Annotated in this window: 16 protein-coding genes and 1 pseudogene; 12 read left to right on the top strand and 5 right to left on the bottom strand. The window is 73.4% G+C overall.

Going from position 1 to position 16912, the window contains the following annotated elements:
• From G6553_RS21610 to G6553_RS05195, 4 genes and pseudogenes are all read left to right on the top strand, one after another.
• Nucleotides 1–543: pseudogene (locus G6553_RS21610) on the top strand (DUF2804 family protein); the annotation flags it as partial.
• Nucleotides 471–1022, top strand: coding sequence for a DUF2804 domain-containing protein (locus tag G6553_RS21605; protein ID WP_347565511.1), 552 nt, complete (start codon nt 471–473; stop codon nt 1020–1022). The pseudogene G6553_RS21610 and the gene G6553_RS21605, both read left to right, overlap by 73 nt.
• A gap of 37 nt (nt 1023–1059) precedes the next feature.
• Nucleotides 1060–1590, top strand: coding sequence for a flavin reductase (locus G6553_RS05200; RefSeq protein ID WP_166189801.1), 531 nt, complete (start codon nt 1060–1062; stop codon nt 1588–1590).
• Nucleotides 1587–2258, top strand: a complete 672-nt coding sequence (locus G6553_RS05195; protein WP_166189799.1) for a response regulator transcription factor — start codon at nt 1587–1589, stop codon at nt 2256–2258. Before G6553_RS05200 ends, G6553_RS05195 begins: the two co-directional genes overlap by 4 nt.
• Before the next feature lie 170 nt (nt 2259–2428).
• Here G6553_RS05195 and G6553_RS05190 read toward each other — a convergent pair whose 3' ends face one another.
• Nucleotides 2429–3643, bottom strand: a complete 1215-nt coding sequence (locus tag G6553_RS05190) for an oxygenase MpaB family protein (protein ID WP_166189797.1) — start codon at nt 3641–3643, stop codon at nt 2429–2431.
• A 73-nt stretch (nt 3644–3716) separates the two neighbouring features.
• Between G6553_RS05190 and G6553_RS05185 the strand changes: the two genes are divergently transcribed.
• Complete coding sequence (locus G6553_RS05185; RefSeq protein ID WP_166189795.1) at nt 3717–4322, top strand: TetR/AcrR family transcriptional regulator; 606 nt, start codon at nt 3717–3719, stop codon at nt 4320–4322.
• Nucleotides 4323–4395: 73 nt separating this feature from the next.
• Complete coding sequence (locus G6553_RS05180; protein WP_166189793.1) at nt 4396–5307, top strand: hypothetical protein; 912 nt, start codon at nt 4396–4398, stop codon at nt 5305–5307.
• Nucleotides 5308–5460: 153 nt separating this feature from the next.
• Here the strand turns inward: G6553_RS05180 and glpK are convergent, their stop codons facing one another.
• Together glpK and G6553_RS05170 are read right to left on the bottom strand one after the other, a co-directional pair.
• A complete protein-coding gene (gene glpK / locus G6553_RS05175; protein WP_166189791.1) occupies nt 5461–6936 on the bottom strand; it encodes a glycerol kinase GlpK in 1476 nt (491 codons plus the stop codon).
• On the bottom strand, nt 6933–7751 hold the full coding sequence (locus G6553_RS05170; protein WP_166189790.1) for a DUF1028 domain-containing protein: 819 nt from the start codon (nt 7749–7751) through the stop codon (nt 6933–6935). Before G6553_RS05170 ends, glpK begins: the two co-directional genes overlap by 4 nt.
• A 66-nt stretch (nt 7752–7817) precedes the next feature.
• Between G6553_RS05170 and G6553_RS05165 the strand changes: the two genes are divergently transcribed.
• Both G6553_RS05165 and G6553_RS05160 read left to right on the top strand, forming a co-directional pair.
• Nucleotides 7818–9056 carry an MFS transporter gene (locus tag G6553_RS05165; protein WP_347565510.1) on the top strand — a complete coding sequence of 413 codons (1239 nt, stop codon included), beginning with the start codon at nt 7818–7820 and terminating at the stop codon, nt 9054–9056.
• A gap of 67 nt (nt 9057–9123) precedes the next feature.
• On the top strand, nt 9124–10152 hold the full coding sequence (locus G6553_RS05160) for a 6-phosphofructokinase (protein ID WP_166189788.1): 1029 nt from the start codon (nt 9124–9126) through the stop codon (nt 10150–10152).
• A gap of 10 nt (nt 10153–10162) precedes the next feature.
• On the opposite strand, the gene G6553_RS05155 is transcribed toward G6553_RS05160, so the two are convergent.
• Nucleotides 10163–10924 carry an endonuclease/exonuclease/phosphatase family protein gene (locus G6553_RS05155; protein WP_166189786.1) on the bottom strand — a complete coding sequence of 254 codons (762 nt, stop codon included), beginning with the start codon at nt 10922–10924 and terminating at the stop codon, nt 10163–10165.
• A gap of 45 nt (nt 10925–10969) precedes the next feature.
• Between G6553_RS05155 and G6553_RS05150 the strand changes: the two genes are divergently transcribed.
• The 4 genes from G6553_RS05150 to G6553_RS05135 all read left to right on the top strand — a co-directional run bounded on the left by G6553_RS05150 (nt 10970) and on the right by G6553_RS05135 (nt 15491).
• Nucleotides 10970–11548 carry a nucleotidyltransferase family protein gene (locus G6553_RS05150; protein WP_166189784.1) on the top strand — a complete coding sequence of 193 codons (579 nt, stop codon included), beginning with the start codon at nt 10970–10972 and terminating at the stop codon, nt 11546–11548.
• 74 nt (nt 11549–11622) lie between these two features.
• Complete coding sequence (locus G6553_RS05145) at nt 11623–13083, top strand: APC family permease (RefSeq protein ID WP_166189782.1); 1461 nt, start codon at nt 11623–11625, stop codon at nt 13081–13083.
• Nucleotides 13084–13167: 84 nt separating this feature from the next.
• A complete protein-coding gene (locus G6553_RS05140; protein ID WP_166189780.1) occupies nt 13168–14502 on the top strand; it encodes a 3-deoxy-7-phosphoheptulonate synthase class II in 1335 nt (444 codons plus the stop codon).
• The gene (locus tag G6553_RS05135) at nt 14499–15491 is read left to right on the top strand and encodes a GntG family PLP-dependent aldolase (protein ID WP_166189778.1); all 993 of its coding nucleotides are present in this window, start codon (nt 14499–14501) and stop codon (nt 15489–15491) included. The genes G6553_RS05140 and G6553_RS05135 overlap by 4 nt, the downstream gene beginning before the upstream one ends.
• A 494-nt stretch (nt 15492–15985) precedes the next feature.
• Here G6553_RS05135 and G6553_RS05130 read toward each other — a convergent pair whose 3' ends face one another.
• A complete protein-coding gene (locus G6553_RS05130; RefSeq protein ID WP_166189777.1) occupies nt 15986–16903 on the bottom strand; it encodes a zinc ribbon domain-containing protein in 918 nt (305 codons plus the stop codon).
• Between the last annotated feature and the right edge of the window lie 9 nt (nt 16904–16912).

Raw genomic sequence — 16912 nt, 5'->3', positions numbered from 1 at the left:
GTGCCAGCACCGAAGCCCGTGACCGAGCGGGAGATCACCGCGCCGGTGTCCCTCACGCTGCCCGACGGCCGGCTCGGCCCGGACGCCGTCGGCTGGACGCGCACCCCGCTGCTCACCACCGACGGCATCGGCCGTGGCCGGCGCGGCCGGGGCCGGAACAAGCGCTGGGAGTACTGGGCGGTCACCACGCCGACGCACGTCGTCGCGCTGGTCACCTCCGACCTCGACTACGCCGCCGTCCACGGGATCTGGCTGCTCGACCGGCGCACCGGCGAGGCGGTCTCCCACGACGCGATCGGCGTGACCGGCCGCAGCGCCACGCTGCCCGGCACGCTCGGCGCGGGGCCGGTGCGCTCCCGCACGCGGGCGGTGCGCATCGACGTCGACGAGGTCGAGGGCGGCACGCGGCTGCGGGCGCGGGGCGCGCGCGTCGAGGTCGACGTCGTCGCGCACCGGCCCGAGGGGCACGAGTGCCTCGGCGTCGTGGTGCCCTGGACCGACCGGCTCTTCCAGTACACGGTCAAGGACGTCGCCCGACCCGCGACCGGCACGATCAGGCTGGACGGCGTCGCCGCCGGCGTACCGGCGGGGGAGTCGTGGGCGCCCTCGACCACGGCCGGGGTCGCTGGCCCTACAACGTGCGGTGGAACTGGGGCGCGGGTTCCGGTCGCACCGACGGCCGCGTCGTCGGCATCCAGGTCGGCGGGCAGTGGACCGACGGCACCGGCTCGGTGGAGAACTCGCTGTACGTCGACGGCCACCTGACCAAGATCAGCGAGGAGCTGGTCTGGGACTACGACCGCGAGGACTGGCTGGCGCCCTGGCGCATCACCGGCTCCTCGGTCGACCTCACGTTCGTGCCGTTCCACCTCAAGCGGTCGGTCACCGACCTCAAGGTCTTTGCCTCCCGCACCCACCAGTGCTTCGGCCACTGGTCGGGCCGGGTACGTGACGACACCGGCACCTGGGTGCGCGTCGAGGACGTCGTCGGCTGGGCCGAGGACGTCCACAACCGCTGGTGACAGGGGTGGTCGCCCGGGCTCGCTAGCCTCGGGCGCGATGACCATCCACGACACCCACCCGTTCGCCGGCGAGGACGACCCGGTACGCCGCTTCCGCGGCCGCCTCGGCGGCACCGTCACGCTGTGGACCTCCGGCGACGCCGGCGATGACGGCAGCCGGGCCGGGCTGACGGTCACCTCGCTGATGGTCGCCAACGGCGAGACGCCGCGGGTGCTCGCGCTGCTCGACCCCGACTCCGACCTGGTCGAGGAGCTGCGCCGGACCGGCCGCGCCGTCGTGCAGGTGCTCGCGTGGGCGGACCGCGGGCTGGCGGAGGTGTTCGCCGGCACCGCTCCGGCGCCGGGCGGCACGTTCCGGCAGGCGGCGTTCGTCGACACGGCGTACGGCCCGCGGCTCGCCTCGGCCACCACCTGGGCCGGCGTCGAGCTCGAGGAGGAGCGCGAGGTCGGGTGGTCCGCGCTGGTGACCTGCCGCCTCGTGACGGCCGAGGCCGGCGAGGACGTCGACCCGCTCGGCCACCGACGCGGTCGCTGGCTGCGGCTGGCCCAGGGGAGGGGGACCGCATGAGCGCGGACAGCGCCGAGCAGGCGATCCGGGTGATGGTCGTCGACGACCACCCGATGTGGCGCGACGCCGTCGAGCGCGACCTGCAGCAGGCCGGCTTCGACGTGGTCGCGGTCGCCGCGACCGGCACGGAGGCGCTGGCGCGCTTCAAGGCCGCGCGGCCGCAGGTGGTCGTGCTCGACCTGCAGATCCCCGAGCCCGATGGGGTCGGCGTCACCCGCGAGGCGCTCGCCCACGACCCGTCGGCCCGGGTGCTCGTGCTCAGCGCGTCCGGCGAGCAGGCCGACGTGCTCGAGGCGGTCAAGGCCGGGGCGACCGGCTACCTGGTGAAGTCCGCGTCCCGCGAGGAGCTGCTCGACGCCGTACGCCGCGTGGCGCGCGGCGACACGGTCTTCACCCCCGGACTGGCCGGCCTGGTGCTCGGCGAGTTCCGGCGCCTCGCGGACCCTGCGGCCGCGACCGACCCGATGCAGCCGCAGCTGACCGAGCGCGAGACCGAGGTGCTCAAGATGGTCGCGAAGGGGATGTCGTACAAGCAGATCGCCGAGCGGCTCGTGCTCTCCCACCGCACCGTGCAGAACCACGTGCAGAACACCCTGCGCAAGCTGCAGATGCACAACCGCGTCGAGCTGACCCGCTGGGCGATCGAGCAGGGGCTCGACGAGGACTGACCGGCGGGCGCCGAGCGCAGGGGTCCCCGGTGAACCGGTGACCCCCTCGCTTCCCACGGCAGATCTTCCGTGGGAAGCGAGGGGCTGCCCCGGTATCTGAGAGGCGTGGGGCCAGTGTGGCGATCGGCCGGCGGCACGGACCGGCGCGGTCAGCCCCGAGCGGGGTGCGGTCAGCCCCGCGCCGGGTGCGGCCTGCCGCCGCCGGGGGAGGCGTCGACGAGGTCGTGCTGCACGCCGTACCGCGCACGGAGCCGAGCGTCCTGCGCCTCCCGGTAGCGCTCGCCCATCCGCGTCCGCGGCCCGAGCGTGAGCGGCACCCGGTCGAGGGTGGCGTTGACGGCGCCGATGACCGGGCCGGCGGCGCGGACGACGTGCTTGAGCCGCGTCCGCGCCACCCCGAGCTCGTCGGCGACCCCGTCGCCGATGAAGACCCGCTCGAGCGCGGCTACGACCTTCGGCGCGACCGGGTGAAGCCGGGCCGGCACCAGCTGCTCGATCTCGGGCACGAGGAACTCGCTGTTGATCGCGCCGACCAGCTCCCGGCAGTACTCGTCGACCGGCGGCCGGGTCAGCAGGTAGATCCCCTCGAGCGCCTCCTGCTCGGCCTCGTCGGTCGGCAGCAGGCGCTCGTCGATGCCGAGCAGGTAGCCGATGTAGCGCCAGCGGGCGTAGTACGCCGCCTGCTCGTGCGGACGGTACGGCGCCCCGATCGCGCGCATGCCCCGCAGCGGGATGAGGCAGAACTCGATGAGTGTGTAAGCGAGGTAGGACTGGCAGATCGGCACGCCCCATGCGGCGAGGTCCCAGCGGTCGTCGCGCAGCAGCGCCTGCCGCACCAGCGCGTGGATGATCCGCACGCGCACGGTCAGCTCGAAGCCCTCCTCGAACCGCCCCAGGCCACCCTGCTTGTTGGCCGCGACCAGCCAGGAGGCGACCTCGATGGTGCGCATGCCGGCGTTCTCGATGTAGCGGCCGGTCATCTCCAGGGGCCGGGAGGCGGCTGAGTTGGCGTACCCGCTCACCAGGGACGCCGCGCCGAGGACGATCCCCGCCTGCCGCGTATAGCGACCGAGGTGGACGGTGTCGCGGTCGAGCGCGTCGAGGTCCACCCACCCGGGCGTCGCGTCGAGCTGGGCGAAGAGCGCTCGCAGCGACGCCGGTGCGTCCGGCACCGCGTCGATGCCCTGCCGGCACGCGGTCCGCAGCATCCGCATCCCCCGGCCGTGGCCGACCCGGTCGAGGTCGTTCACGAACGCATCGGCGAGCGGGTCGCCGTCCCACATCGCGGCGAAGTACGTCGGCGCCAGCCCGGGGTAGCGCTGCTCCGCGAGCTCGGCATGACGCAGGGTGGTCGGGAGCGGCCGCTCGGTGTCCTTCGTTTGCATGCGACCGAGCCTAGAAGTGAGGATGTCTCACCTTCCATTCACTTCTCGGGACGACCGGTCAGGGGTACGCCGCATGGCGCAGAAGCAGCGGATCCGGCCCACTCAGCAGCGGGCCGTCGCGATGCGGCGGACCCTGCTCGACGCCGCGCTTCACCTTCTCGAGGAGCGTGGCGCGGGGCGGCTGACCACCACGGCGATCGTCGAGCGGGCGCACGTCTCGACCGGCACGTTCTACCGGTACTTCAACGACAAGGCCGAGATCATCACCGCGCTGCGCGACGAGGCCGTGGCCGCCGTCGACCGCGACCTGCGCGAGGCGGTGGTCCGCGCGCTGGACCTCGACCTCGAGGACGCCGTGCGCGAGATCGTCACCACGCTGGTCGACGGCTTCGAGCGGCACGGGCCCGTGGTGCTCGCGATGGTGGACGCTCAGCCCGGCGGCATCAACGCCAACGTCCTGCCCGAGATCGAGCGCGACCTCTTCCAGCTCGCCGCGGTGATCCCGCGGCGTCACCTGCCCGACGTACCTTCCGAACGGCTCGAGGCGCTGGTCTTCATGACCATGGGCGTCGTCGTCGCGACCGCGCTGCGCATCGCGTTGTTCCGGCCGCCGGGCACGGACCGCGCGGCGCTGGTGGACGTCGCGACCTCCATGCTGGTGGCCGGGCTGCGCTCCTGACCGGCGGTCGGCGCGGCGGTCGGCGCGGCGGTCGGCGCGGCGGTCGGCGCGGCCGGGTGGGTAGGTTCCGGTCATGGCCGACGCGACGGGGGAGCTGCTCTCGATCGCCGACGAGCTCTACGCGCTGGACCTCGCTGACTTCACCCCTGCCCGCGACGCCCGGGCGAAGGAGCTCAAGGGCACGGACCTCGCCGAGCTGGTCAAGCCGGTCAAGGGGCTGCGGAAGCCGTCGACGGCCGCCTGGGTGGTCAACCTGCTGGTGCGCCACGAGACCGAGCAGGTCGAGCAGGTGCTCGCCGTGGGCGCGGCGCTCCGCGAGGCGCAGGCCTCGATGTCGGGCGAGGAGCTGCGGGCGCTCACCAAGCAGCGCCGCCAGCTCACCGCGGCGGTCACCAGCCAGGCCCGCGCGGTCGCGAAGGAGCGCGGACTGCGGGTCACCGACGCGGTCGCCGACCAGGTCGAGGCGACGCTCACCGCGGCGATGGTCGACGAGGGCTGCGCGAAGGCGGTCCGCAGCGGGCTGCTCGTCGCGTCGATCGAGGCGACCGGGGTGGACGACGTCGACGCAGGCGCGGCGGTGGCCCTGCCCGAGGCGCTCGGCTTCTCCGCCGCTCCGCGGGAGTCCGTGGCCCCGCCTCCGAAGCGGCCGAAGCTCGAGGTCGTCCCGGACCCGGAGGCCGACGCGAAGGTGCGCCGCGCCGCCGAGGAGAAGCTCTCCGCGGCCGAGTCCGAGCTCGAGGACGCCCAGGGCGAGCTCGACGCGGCCGGCGAGGAGGTCGCCCGGCTCGAGGCCCGCGGCCTGCAGCTCCAGGCGGAGATCGAGGAGCTCCGCGCCCGGATCGCCGCGCTCGAGGAGGAGCACGACGCCCTCGACGAGGAGCTCGCCGAGGCCGAGGACGCCCGCGAGGAGGCGCAGTCCTCCGTCGCCGACCTCACCCGCGCCCGCGACGCCGCCCGGGCCGCCCTCGACAAGCTGTCGGGGTAGGCCGCCCGGCGGAGGTGGCCGTTCTCCACAGCCCGACGTCCCTGGCGGGGTAGTCCGTGACGTTCGGCAGGTGGATCGGCCCGGGTGGCCTGCCGAACGTCACGGACTAGGCCGACGACGGGCGCCGACCTGTGGACAAGCCGAGTCGAGGACTCAGACCAGCGCCCAGCCCTTCGACCGCTCGACGGCCTCGCGCCACCGCGCGTGGGAGGCGTCGTACGCCGTGCGGTCGCGGCCGGGGGTGAAGGAGCGGTCGAGGGCCCAGGTCTCGCGCAGCTCGTCGGTGGAGGACCACACGCCGGTGCCGAGCCCGGCGAGGAAGGCCGCGCCGAGGGCGGTCGTCTCGACCAGCTCCGGGCGTTCGACGGGGACGCCGACCTGGTCGGCCTGGACCTGGCAGAGCAGGTCGTTGGCGGAAGCGCCGCCGTCGACCCGCAGCGAGGAGAGCGAGGCCGGCATGGTCTCGAGCACGTCGCGGACCTCGAAGGCGATCGCCTCCAGGGTGGCCCGCACCAGGTGGGCGCGGGTCGTGCCGCGGGTGACGCCGATGATCAGCCCGCGGGCGTGGGGGTCCCAGTGCGGGGCGCCGAGGCCGGTGAGCGCGGGGACGAACACCACGCCGTCGGCCGACGGGACGGTCGAGGCGATCGCGGCGGTCTCGGCGGCCGACCCGACGACCTGCAGCCCGTCGCGCAGCCACTGCACGGCGGCGCCGGTGACGAAGATCGAGCCCTCCAGCGCGTAGGTGAGCTCGCCGTCGGGGGAGCGCCAGGCGGCCGTCGACAGCAGGCCCGCCTCGGAGCGCGGCAGCTCGGTGCCGCAGTTGGTGAGGACGAACGAGCCGGTGCCGTAGGTGCACTTGGAGTCGCCGACGTCGAAGCAGGTCTGGCCGAAGAGCGCCGATTGCTGGTCGCCGGCGATGCCGGCGATGGGCAGCGAGAGGTCGAGGAAGACGCGCGGGTCGGTGACGGCGAGCTCGCCCCAGTTCGGCACGAGCTCGGGGAGCGCGTCGCGGGGGACCCCGAAGAGCGAGCACAGCTCGTCGCTCCAGTCGCCGGTGGAGAGGTCCATCAGCAGCGTGCGGCAGGCGTTGGAGACGTCGGTGACGTGGTGGAGGCCGCGCGTCATCCGGGCGACGAGGTAGGAGTCGACCGTCCCGACGGCGTACCGCCCCTCCTCGACCAGCGCCCAGGTGTGCGGCTCGTGCTCGGCGATCCAGGCGAGCTTGGTGCCGGAGAAGTACGGGTCGAGCCGCAGGCCGGTCAGCTCCGCGACCCGCTCCTCGTGGCCCTCGTCGCGCAGCCGGGTGCAGATGTCGGCGGTGCGGCGGTCCTGCCAGACGATCGCGCGGCGCGGCGAGCCGAGGGTCTCGCGGTCCCACAGCAGCACGGTCTCGCGCTGGTTGGTGATCCCGACGCCCTTCAGCGCGGAGCGGTCGACCTGGCCGAGCACCTCGCGGCACGCCTCGATGGTCGCCTGCCAGATCTCCTCCGGCGAGTGCTCCACCCACCCCGGCTGGGGGAAGTGCTGGGCGAACTCCTGGTAGCCCTTCGCCGCGATCCGCCCGTCCGGCGTGACGACGACCGCGGTGACCCCGGTGGTGCCGGCGTCGATCGCGAGGATGCTCACGACGTGCCTCGCACGATTGCCAGCACCTTCCGGTCGATCCACCCCAGCTCGGGGTCGACGCGCATCTCGTAGTTCTCGGTGCCGACCCAGGCGGCGAAGTCGCGGTGCCCGCGCTCGGTCGCCCAGGTCTCGAGCTCGCGGCGCAGCTCGTCGTCGACCGGCACCTTCTCCTCCTCGGTCGAGGCGGTGAGGTAGAGGTCGTTGAGGTCGAGCAGCCGCTCGAGCTCGACCACCGGCGCGGCGTGGTCGTCGACGCGGAGGTCCACGGCGATGTCGTCGCCGCCGGCGTACCCCGCCCCCTCGCTGACCACCAGGAGCGCCGCCGACTGCCGGCCGCGCTTGTCGCCGCCCGCCTCGTCGCCGGCCGCCAGCGCCGCGAGCAGCCGCCGCGCCAGGGGAGCGGCCGGGTCGGAGGACTCGAAGGCGCGCTGCATCGCCTCGACCACCTCGGGCCCGGTCAGGACGTTGCCCTGCACGGCGTACCCGTCCCCGGTCGCCCCTCCGGCCCAGTCCAGGCAGTCCTCGCCGGTGTGGGTCGCGGCGTTGCCGTCGACGTCGACGATGCCGACCTGGCGGTCCGCACGGCCGTCGTCCTCCTCGAGCATCCGGTCCAGCGCGACCTGCGCGGTGGCGCCCTCGTCGAGGTGGGAGAGCGCGATGCCCTTGTACGCCACGTTGGCGTCGGCCTGGGTCGCGATCGCGCCGACCTCGGCGACAGCAGCTGGGACGACCGCCCCGACAGCGAGGAACTTCGAGGCGACGGCGACGCCCCAGGACTCTCCGTCGGCGGAGCGGGCCACGATCGAGAAGGTCATGGGCGGACCCTAGCGAGCAGCACCCCCGGACGAGGCCGAGGCCGGGCGCCGGGGCAGGATCCTCCGGTGCTCGAGCGTCTCGGATTCCCCTCGATCGGACCGCACCGCAGGTTCGTCACCGCGATCGGCATCGACGCGGTCGGCAGCGGCGTGTTCATGCCGGTCTCGATCCTCTACTTCCTGATGACGACCGACCTCTCGCTCGTGCAGGTGGGCGGGGTCCTCTCGCTCGCGTCGCTGCTGGCGCTGCCGGCCGGCCCGCTGCTCGGCGGGGTGGTCGACCGGATCGGCGCCAAGCACGTGCTGCTCGCCGGCAACGCGCTCCAGGCGCTCGGGTTCGCGGCGTACCTCGTCACCGACTCCTTCGCCGGCCTCACCTTCTGGACGGTGGTGGTCACGATCGGCCGGACCGCCTTCTGGGGCTCCTACGGCAACATCGTGGCGGCGATCTCGAGGCCGGGGGAGCGGGAGACGTGGTTCGGCTTCCTGGGCGCGCTGCGCAACGTCGGCTTCGCGGTCGGCGGGCTGGTCTCGGGCGCGGCGATCACCGTCGGCACGCAGGAGGCGTACGCCGCGGTCGTGGTCGCCAACGCCGCGTCGTACGTCGTCGCGCTGGTGCTCCTGCTGGCGGTCCCGGCCCCGGCGCGGACCCGTCACCGCGCGCTGGCCGGCTCGTGGTCGACCGTGCTGCGCGACCGGCCGTACTGGCTGCTGTGGACCGTCCAGCTCGGCTACTGCGTCGCGATGATGGTGCTCAACGTCGCCATCCCCGTCTACGCCACGACCGTCCTGGACCTCCCGGGCTGGGTGACCGGCGCGGTGTTCACGCTCAACACGGTGATGGTCGGGCTCGGCCAGGGCCTGGTGGTCCGCGCGATGACCGGGGCCCGCCGCTGGCGGGTGCTGGTGCTGGCCAACGTCGTCTTCGCCGGCTCGTTCGTGGTGCTGCTCGGGGCCGGCCGGACGGGCGTGGTGCTCGGCGTGGTCGTGGTGCTGGTCGGCACGGTGGTCTACACCGCCGGCGAGCTGCTCGGCGGTCCGGTGCTCGGCGCGCTGAGCGCGGAAGCGGCGCCGGAGCACCTGCGCGGGCGGTACCTCTCGCTCATCCAGCTCGCCTGGAACCTCGCCAGCACCGTCGCGCCGGTCACCTTCGCCTGGCTGCTCGACCGGGGCTCCTCGCCGCTGTGGCTGGTGCTGGCCGCGGTCTCGCTCGTGGCCGCCGCGCTCGCCGCCCGGCTCGGCCGGGTCCTGCCGGCCGCGGCCGACCGGGTCACGAACCGGTCCGCCGACCCGCTACCGGCCTGACCGGCGGACCACTAGGGTCGGCAGCGTCTGGAACGTTCCAACGAAGGTCCCGATCCCTGGAGGTCCCGTGCGCGTCGGAGTGCTCACCGGTGGGGGCGACTGCCCCGGTCTGAACGCGGTCATCCGCGCCGTCGTCCGCAAGGGAGTGCGCGACCACGGCTTCGAGCTGGTCGGCTTCCGCGACGGCTGGAAGGGCCCGCTCGAGGGCCTGACGATGGAGCTCGGCATCGAGCAGTGCCGCGGCATCCTCCCGCGCGGCGGCACGATCCTCGGCTCCTCGCGCACCAACCCGTTCGCCATCGAGGGCGGCGTGGAGCGGATCAAGGACAACCTCGCCGCGCACGGCGTCGACGCGCTCGTCGCGATCGGCGGCGAGGACACCTTGGGCGTGGCGACCAAGCTCGCCGAGCTCGACGTGCAGGTCGTCGGCGTGCCGAAGACCATCGACAACGACCTCTCCGGCACCGACTTCACCTTCGGCTTCGACACGGCCGTCAACATCGCCACCGAGGCCATCGACCGGCTCCACACCACCGCCGAGTCGCACCACCGCGTGCTCGTCGTCGAGGTGATGGGCCGCCACGCCGGCTGGATCGCCCTCCACGCCGGCATCGCCGGCGGCGCCAGCGCCGTGCTCATCCCTGAGCAGCCCTTCGACATCGAGAAGGTCTGCGCCCACGTCGAGACCCGCTTCCAGAGCGAGTACGCCCCGATCGTCGTCGTCTCCGAGGGCGCCGTCCCCGTCGAGGGAGGCGACATGACGCTGGTGTCGGGGGAGAAGGACGCCTTCGGCCACGTCCGCCTCGGTGGCATCGGCGACCGGCTCGCCTCCGAGATCGAGGCGCGCACCGGCAAGGAGGCCCGCGCGGTCGTCCTCGGCCACGTCCAGCGCGGCGGCACGCCGACCGCGTTCGACCGCTGGCTGGCCACCAGGTTCGGCCTCCAGGCGATCGACGCGGTCGCCGACGGCGACTTCGGCACGATGATGGCGCTGCGCGGCACCAGGATCGTCCGCGTGCCGCTGGCCGAGGGCACCGGCGAGCTGAAGGTCGTCAGCCCGGAGGAGTACGCCGAGGCGCAGGTCTTCTTCGGCTGACTCGGCGCCGTCACACCTGCAGGTCGACGACCAGGGCCCGGTGGTCCGAGAGCGGCATCTCCCGCGCCTCGGTCGCCGTCGCGGTGACCGGCCCGTCGGCCAGCACGTGGTCGAGCTGCTCGACCGGCGCGTGCGACGGGAACGTCGCGTGCCGCGCGAGGCCGCGCATGCGCGTCGTACGCGCTGCCCGCTCGGCGTCCATGTTGAGGTCGCCGGTGACGACCAGCGGTCGCTGCGAGACGTCCAGCGAGGCGACCAGGGAGCGCAGCTGGCGGCCGTTCCACCACGGCACGAACGACAGGTGGGTGTTGGCGACGGTCAGCGTCGCGTCGCCGCACTCGACGTCGGCGGCCACGGCGACCCGCGGCTCGTCCTGCACCAGCGTCGGGAGCCGGCTGTCCTTGAACTTCATCGGGACGCGGGTGCGCAGCGCGGGCAGCCGGATGATCTGCCAGGCCCGCACGGGTCGCCGGCTGAGCAGGGCGATCCCGTACGCCGCGGCGTCGGGCTGCTCCTCGCCGGTCGCCGCCACCCAGGTCGCCCCGGGGCTGCCGCTCAGCGCGGCGACGAACCGGCTGTCCGCGGCCCCCATCGCCTCGGCCGCGACGGCCGTGAGGTCCGCGTGCCCCGAGCGGGCCTGGTTGCGGTCGACCTCCTGGAGCGCCAGCACGTCGGCGTCGAGCGAGCGGACCGCTGCGGCGAAGGCGTCCACGTCGACGTGGTCGTCGGCGGGGTGGCGGCCGTTAAGGATGTTGAAGGTGACCAGGCGCATCGGTCGGCCGTGTACCCGTGCCGCGCGGCGGGTACACCGCACCGCGTGAGCCACGGCATCCCCGACCTGCACCCCCTGCGTGAGGCGCTGAAGCGGGTGGCGGTGACCCTCAAGCAGGGTGACGTGCCGTTCGCACTGGCCGGCGGCTACGCGCTGTGGGCCCGCGGCGGCCCCGAGCCGGAGCACGACGTCGACTTCGTCGTCGCCGAGGAGGACGCCGGCCGCGCGTCCGAGCTGCTCGCCGAGGAGGGGCTCGACGTCGTGCAGCCGCCGGAGGACTGGCTGTTCAAGGTCTTCGTCGACGGCGCGATGGTCGACATCCTCTTCCGCACCAACGGCATCCCCGTGGAGCGGTCCGTGCTCGCCGAGATCGACCAGATCGAGGTCGAGTCCGTGCAGATGCCGGTGCTCTCCGCGACGGTGCTCATGGGGCAGAAGCTCAACGCGATGGAGGAGCACGCCTGCGACTTCGGCAAGTCCCTGCCCGTCGCCCGGGCCGTCCGGGAGCAGGTCGACTGGGACGCGGTCCGCGCCGAGACCGCCGAGAACGACTTCGCCGTCGCCTTCCTCGTCCTCCTCGAGCGCCTCGGCGTCATCGACCCCGCCGACACCGCCGCCGCCTGACCCGGCTGCCCGACGGTCCGGTCCGGTGGGGGCCGCGAGGTTTCCTCCGATCGGGTGGGGGCAACCGTGTCCTCATGACCGCCACCGGCGCCTCCGAGGCGCCCTCCTCCGGCACCGGCTCCGAGTCGGAGCTCAAACGGGTCATCGGGCCCAAGCTGCTGCTGTTCTTCATCATCGGCGACATCATCGGTGCGGGGATCTTCGCGATCACCGGTGACGTCGCGTCCGAGGTCGGGGGCGTCGCCTGGCTGCCGTTCCTGGTGGCGTTCGCGGTGGCGGCGCTGACCGCGCTGTCCTACCTGGAGCTGGTCACCAAGCACCCGCAGGCCGCCGGGGCCGCGCTGTTCGTGCACAAGGCGTTCGGCCTGCACTTCGTGACGTTCCTCGTCGCCTTCGCGGTGGTCTGCTCGGGCATCACCAGCGCGTCGACGTCCTCGAGCCTCGTGGCGTCCAACCTGCTCACGGGCCTGGACGACGTGTTCGGGGGAGTGCCCACCGGGACGACCGCGACCCTGCTCGCCGCCCTGGCGTTCATGCTGGTCCTGGCGGGCATCAACCTGCGGGGCGTCGGCGAGAGCGTGAAGTTCAACGTCGTGCTCACGATGGTGGTCGTCGTCGCGCTCGGGATCATCATCGCGATCGGGTTCTGGGCGATGGCGACCGACGGCGACCTCGGCCGGATCGTCGTCTTCGAGACCGCCGGCGACAAGAACGTCTTCGTGTCGATCACGATCGCGACCACCGTCGCCTTCTTCGCCATGGTCGGCTTCGAGGACTCGGTCAACATGGTCGAGGAGACCAAGGACCCCGGCAGGACGTTCCCGCGGATCATGCTCACCGGGCTCGGCATCTGCGCGCTGGTCTACATGCTGGTGGCGATCTCGGTGGTCGTGGTGATCCCGCCCGGCGACATCGCCGACCCGGTCAACCCGGACGCCGGCATCCTGCTCGACGTCGTGCGCGTCGGCGCGCCCGGCATCCCGATCGACACGATCTACCCGTTCCTCACGGTCTTCGCGGTCGCCAACACCGCCCTGATCAACATGCTGATGGCGAGCCGGCTGGTCTACGGCATGGCCAAGCAGGACGTGCTGCCGCGCTCGCTGGCCGCCGTCCTGCCGGGGCGCCGCTCGCCCTGGGCGGCGATCCTCTTCACCACCGTGATGGCGCTGGGCCTCATCACCTACGTCCGGCTCCGCTCGGAGAGCGACGTGGTGGTCGCCCTCGCCGGCACCACCGCGCTCCTGCTGCTGTGCGTGTTCACCGTCGTCAACATCTGCTGCCTCGTCCTGCGTCGCGACCGCTCCACCGAGCCGGTCTTCCGCGCGCCGGGCTGGGTCCCGTGGGCCGGGACGCTGACCTCGGCGTTCCTCATCGGGCCGTGGGCGCGCAACGAGGACGACTACGTGCAGTACTCCATCGCCGCCGTGCTCCTCGCCATCGGCGTCGTCCTGTGGGCCGTGACCTGGATGACCAACCGCGGCGTCCGCGCGAAGAAGACCGGCTTCCGTGAGATCGAGCACCTGGACGAGTGAGCGGGGCCTGGACGGCGGCGGGCGTGCGTCTCGGCCCGGTTCGCTGATTCAGGTGGGGCCTGCCCCCGGACGTACCCTGGAGCGGTGAGCATCCCCGACCTCGCGACCCTGCACGCCCTGGGCGCGTCCCAGCAGCCGACGTACCCGGACTCCGAGGCGGTCGACGCCGCGGTCTCCAAGCTGCGCACGCTCCCGCCGTTGGTCTTCGCCGGCGAGTGCGACGAGCTCAAGGACAAGATCGCGGCCGTATCGCGCGGCGAGGCGTTCCTGCTCCAGGGCGGCGACTGCGCCGAGACGTTCGCCGGCGTCACCGCCGACAACGTGCGCAACAAGCTGCGCGTGCTGCTCCAGATGGCGGTCGTGCTGACGTACGCCGCCTCCGTCCCGGTCGTGAAGGTCGGTCGGCTCGCGGGGCAGTACGCCAAGCCGCGCTCCTCGGACATGGAGACGCGCGACGGCGTCACGCTGCCGGCGTACCGCGGCGACGCCGTCAACGGCTTCGACTTCACCCCCGAGGCTCGCATCCCCGACCCGCAGCGGCTGGTCGACGTCTACAACTCCTCGGCCGCGACGCTGAACCTCATCCGCGCGTTCGTCACCGGCGGCTACGCCGACCTGCGCCAGGTCCACACCTGGAACACCGACTTCGTCAAGGAGTCGCCGGTCGGCCAGCGCTACGAGGCGGTCGCCAGCGAGATCGAGCGCGCGCTGACGTTCATGCAGGCCATCGGCGCGGACCCGGTGGAGTTCCACCGCGTCGACTTCCACTCTAGCCACGAGGCGCTGGTGCTGGAGTACGAGCACGCGATGACCCGCATCGACTCGCGCACCCAGATGCCGTACGACGTCTCCGGCCACATGGTCTGGATCGGTGAGCGCACCCGCCAGCTCGACCAGGCCCACGTGGAGCTGCTCAGCCACATCCGCAACCCGATCGGCGTCAAGCTCGGCCCGACCACCACCCCCGACGACGCGCTCGCGCTCGCCTCCCGGCTCAACCCGCTCAACGAGGCCGGCCGGCTGACGTTCATCACCCGCTTCGGCGCCGGCCGCATCCGCGACGGCCTGCCGGACCTGGTCGAGAAGGTCACCGCCGAGGGCCTCCAGGTCGCGTGGGTCTGCGACCCGATGCACGGCAACACCTTCGAGGCGAGCTCGGGATACAAGACCCGCCGCTTCGACGACGTCATCGACGAGGTCCAGGGCTTCTTCGACGTCCACCGCTCGCTCGGCACCTGGCCCGGGGGCTTGCACGTCGAGCTCACCGGTGACGACGTCACCGAGTGCGTCGGCGGCGGCGAGGACCTGCTCGAGGTCGACCTCGGCAACCGCTACGAGTCCGTCTGCGACCCGCGCCTGAACCGGGTCCAGTCCCTCGAGCTGGCCTTCCTCGTCGCAGAGATGCTCCGCAAGGCGTGATCGATCTCCGCTCGGACACGCTGACCCGTCCGACCGAGGCGATGCGCCAGGCGATGGCGCGCGCCGAGGTGGGCGACGACGTGTACGGCGAGGACCCGACCGTCCTCGCGCTCGAGGAGCGGGTCGCGCAGCTGTTCGGCCACGAGGCCGCGCTGTTCATGCCGACCGGCTCGATGGCCAACGTGCTGGCGGTCCGTGCGCTCGTGCAGCCGGGCCAGGAGGTCATCTGCGAGGCCTCCGCGCACATCGCGCGCGCCGAGCTGGGCGCCCACGCGGCGTACAGCGGGATCACCATGCGGACCTGGTTCCACCCGCGCGGGCAGGTCGACCTGGCGATGCTGCGGCAGATGCACGCGCCCGACCTGGGGCCGTTCTTCGTGCGCACCGCCGCGATCTCGGTGGAGTGCACCCACAACTTCGCCGGCGGCGCGGTGCTGCCGATCGAGGACCTGCGCGACCTGCGGGAGCTGGCCACCGCCGCCGGCTCGTCGGTCCACATGGACGGTGCGCGGATCTGGAACGCCCACGTCGCGACCGGCACGCCCCTGGCTGAGTACGGCGCGGTCGCCGACGTCATGGCCGTCTGCCTCTCCAAGGGGCTCGGCGCGCCGGTCGGCTCGCTGACCCTCGGCTCAGCCGACGTCATCGCCGAGGCGCGGGTCTGGCGCAAGCGGATGGGCGGCGGCATGCGCCAGGTCGGCATCCTTGCCGCGGCCGGGCTGCACGCCCTCGATCACCACCTCGAGCGGCTCGCCGACGACCACGCCCACGCTCGGCTGCTCGCCGAGGCCTGCGGCGTCGACCCCGAGGGTGTCGACACCAACATCGTGGTCGTCCCGCGCACCGACGCGGCGGACTTCGTCGTCCGGGCCGCCGAGGCCGGCGTCCGCGTCTCGATGGTCGGCCCGACCACCGTCCGGCTGGTCACCCACCTCGACGTCACCCGCGAGGACGCCGAGAAGGCCGCCGCTGCGCTGAGCGCTTTGTAACGACTGGAGATCACCGCCCACTGGCGACTTCTCCTCGACGCGCTGGCCAGGGCGCGCGCGGAACGCCGGCCGAGCTGCGGGTCGCGCTGCACGAGCGGCTCGCGACGACGTGGCGAGGTGTCCCGGTGCAGCTCGAGGTCCGTGGCGCCCGGCTTGGGTGCCCGCGGGGCCGGTGGTGAGGGTGGCCCCGAGGGGGCGGCCGTCCGTGTCGCGCTGCCAGCCGGCCGACACCGCCTGCGAGCGGGGCGGCGCGGTCGACACGCGCTGAGTCGGGGCAGAAGCGGCTCTCGTGGTGGACGAGCACGGTCGAGCGGGGCGCCTCCGCGACGGTCGTCGTGCGGGTCAGCTGAGTCCACGCGCCGGCTGCGGCTTCATCCAGGTATGCAGCCCGACCGACACTCCCCACGGTCAGTTCACCCGGGGGAGTGCCGGTTGGCCTGCATACCTTGATGAAACGACACAACACCCGGCCCGAGGGTCCAGCCGCCGAGCGCTCAGCCGGGCAGGCCGACGACCGAGACCTCGCTGATGGCGGTGTAGTCGCGACCGGCGCGTCCGGAGCCGGGTGCGCTGACCTCGACGAGCCGCAGCCGCACGCGACGGGTGGTGATGGCGCCGACCTCGACGGTCTGCACGCGGCGTACGTCGTCGAGCCGCTGGCGCACGACCGTGCCGTCGTCGAGGACCCACTCCACGGCGAGCACGCGGCGGTTGCCGGTGTACCAGTCGAGCACGCCGCCCCGCGGCCCGCGGGCGCGCTTGGCGTAGCCGTTGACCAGGCCGACCCGGGTGATCGTCGTCGGCCGGTCCAGGCGGAGGACCAGCTGCCGGCCGGTGGCGTCGCCGCGCATCCGCCAGGTGGTGGAGCGGTCGCCGTCGACGAGGTTGCCGGCGTCGTACGACGTGCGGGTGCCGTCGAGGTCCCGGCTCGGTGGGGCGGTGGCCGGGACCCGCACGCCGGCCGACGCGGTGACGTCCTCCGGCTCCCGCGGCTCCGGCTTGCGGCTGATGTCGTCCTGCGCGCTGCGGGTCGGCTGGGCCGGCGGGGGAGCCGAGGAGGACGAGGCAGCCGGAGGAGGGGACGCGGACTCCGCGACCGGGGCCGGGTCCTGCTCGTCCGCCCCGCCGACGAGCAGGGCGGTGCCGAGGCCCGCCACGAGCAGCAGCGCCGCGGACCCGGCAGCCCAGGGCAGCCACCCGCGGCGCCGGCCGCCCGACCCGGGAGGGGCAGGGGCCGGCGCCTCGTCGGCGTACAGCGGGTAGCGCGGCGCGAGCGGGACGTCTCTGAGCGCAGGCCGCTCGGCGGTGTCGGTGCGCCAGTCCGAGAGGTCTGGCGCCTCGACCGGGTGGCCGCACGCGGGGCACGACCGGCCGGGGCCGAGGCGCGCTCCGCAGGCGGTGCAGTTCTCCACGGAGGTCGA

The organism is Nocardioides sp. IC4_145, assembly GCF_011250565.1.
Taxonomy (GTDB): Bacteria; Actinomycetota; Actinomycetes; order Propionibacteriales; family Nocardioidaceae; genus Nocardioides.
Note: the sequence above shows the minus strand (reverse complement) of the source record. Positions and strands in the feature narration are given on the sequence as shown.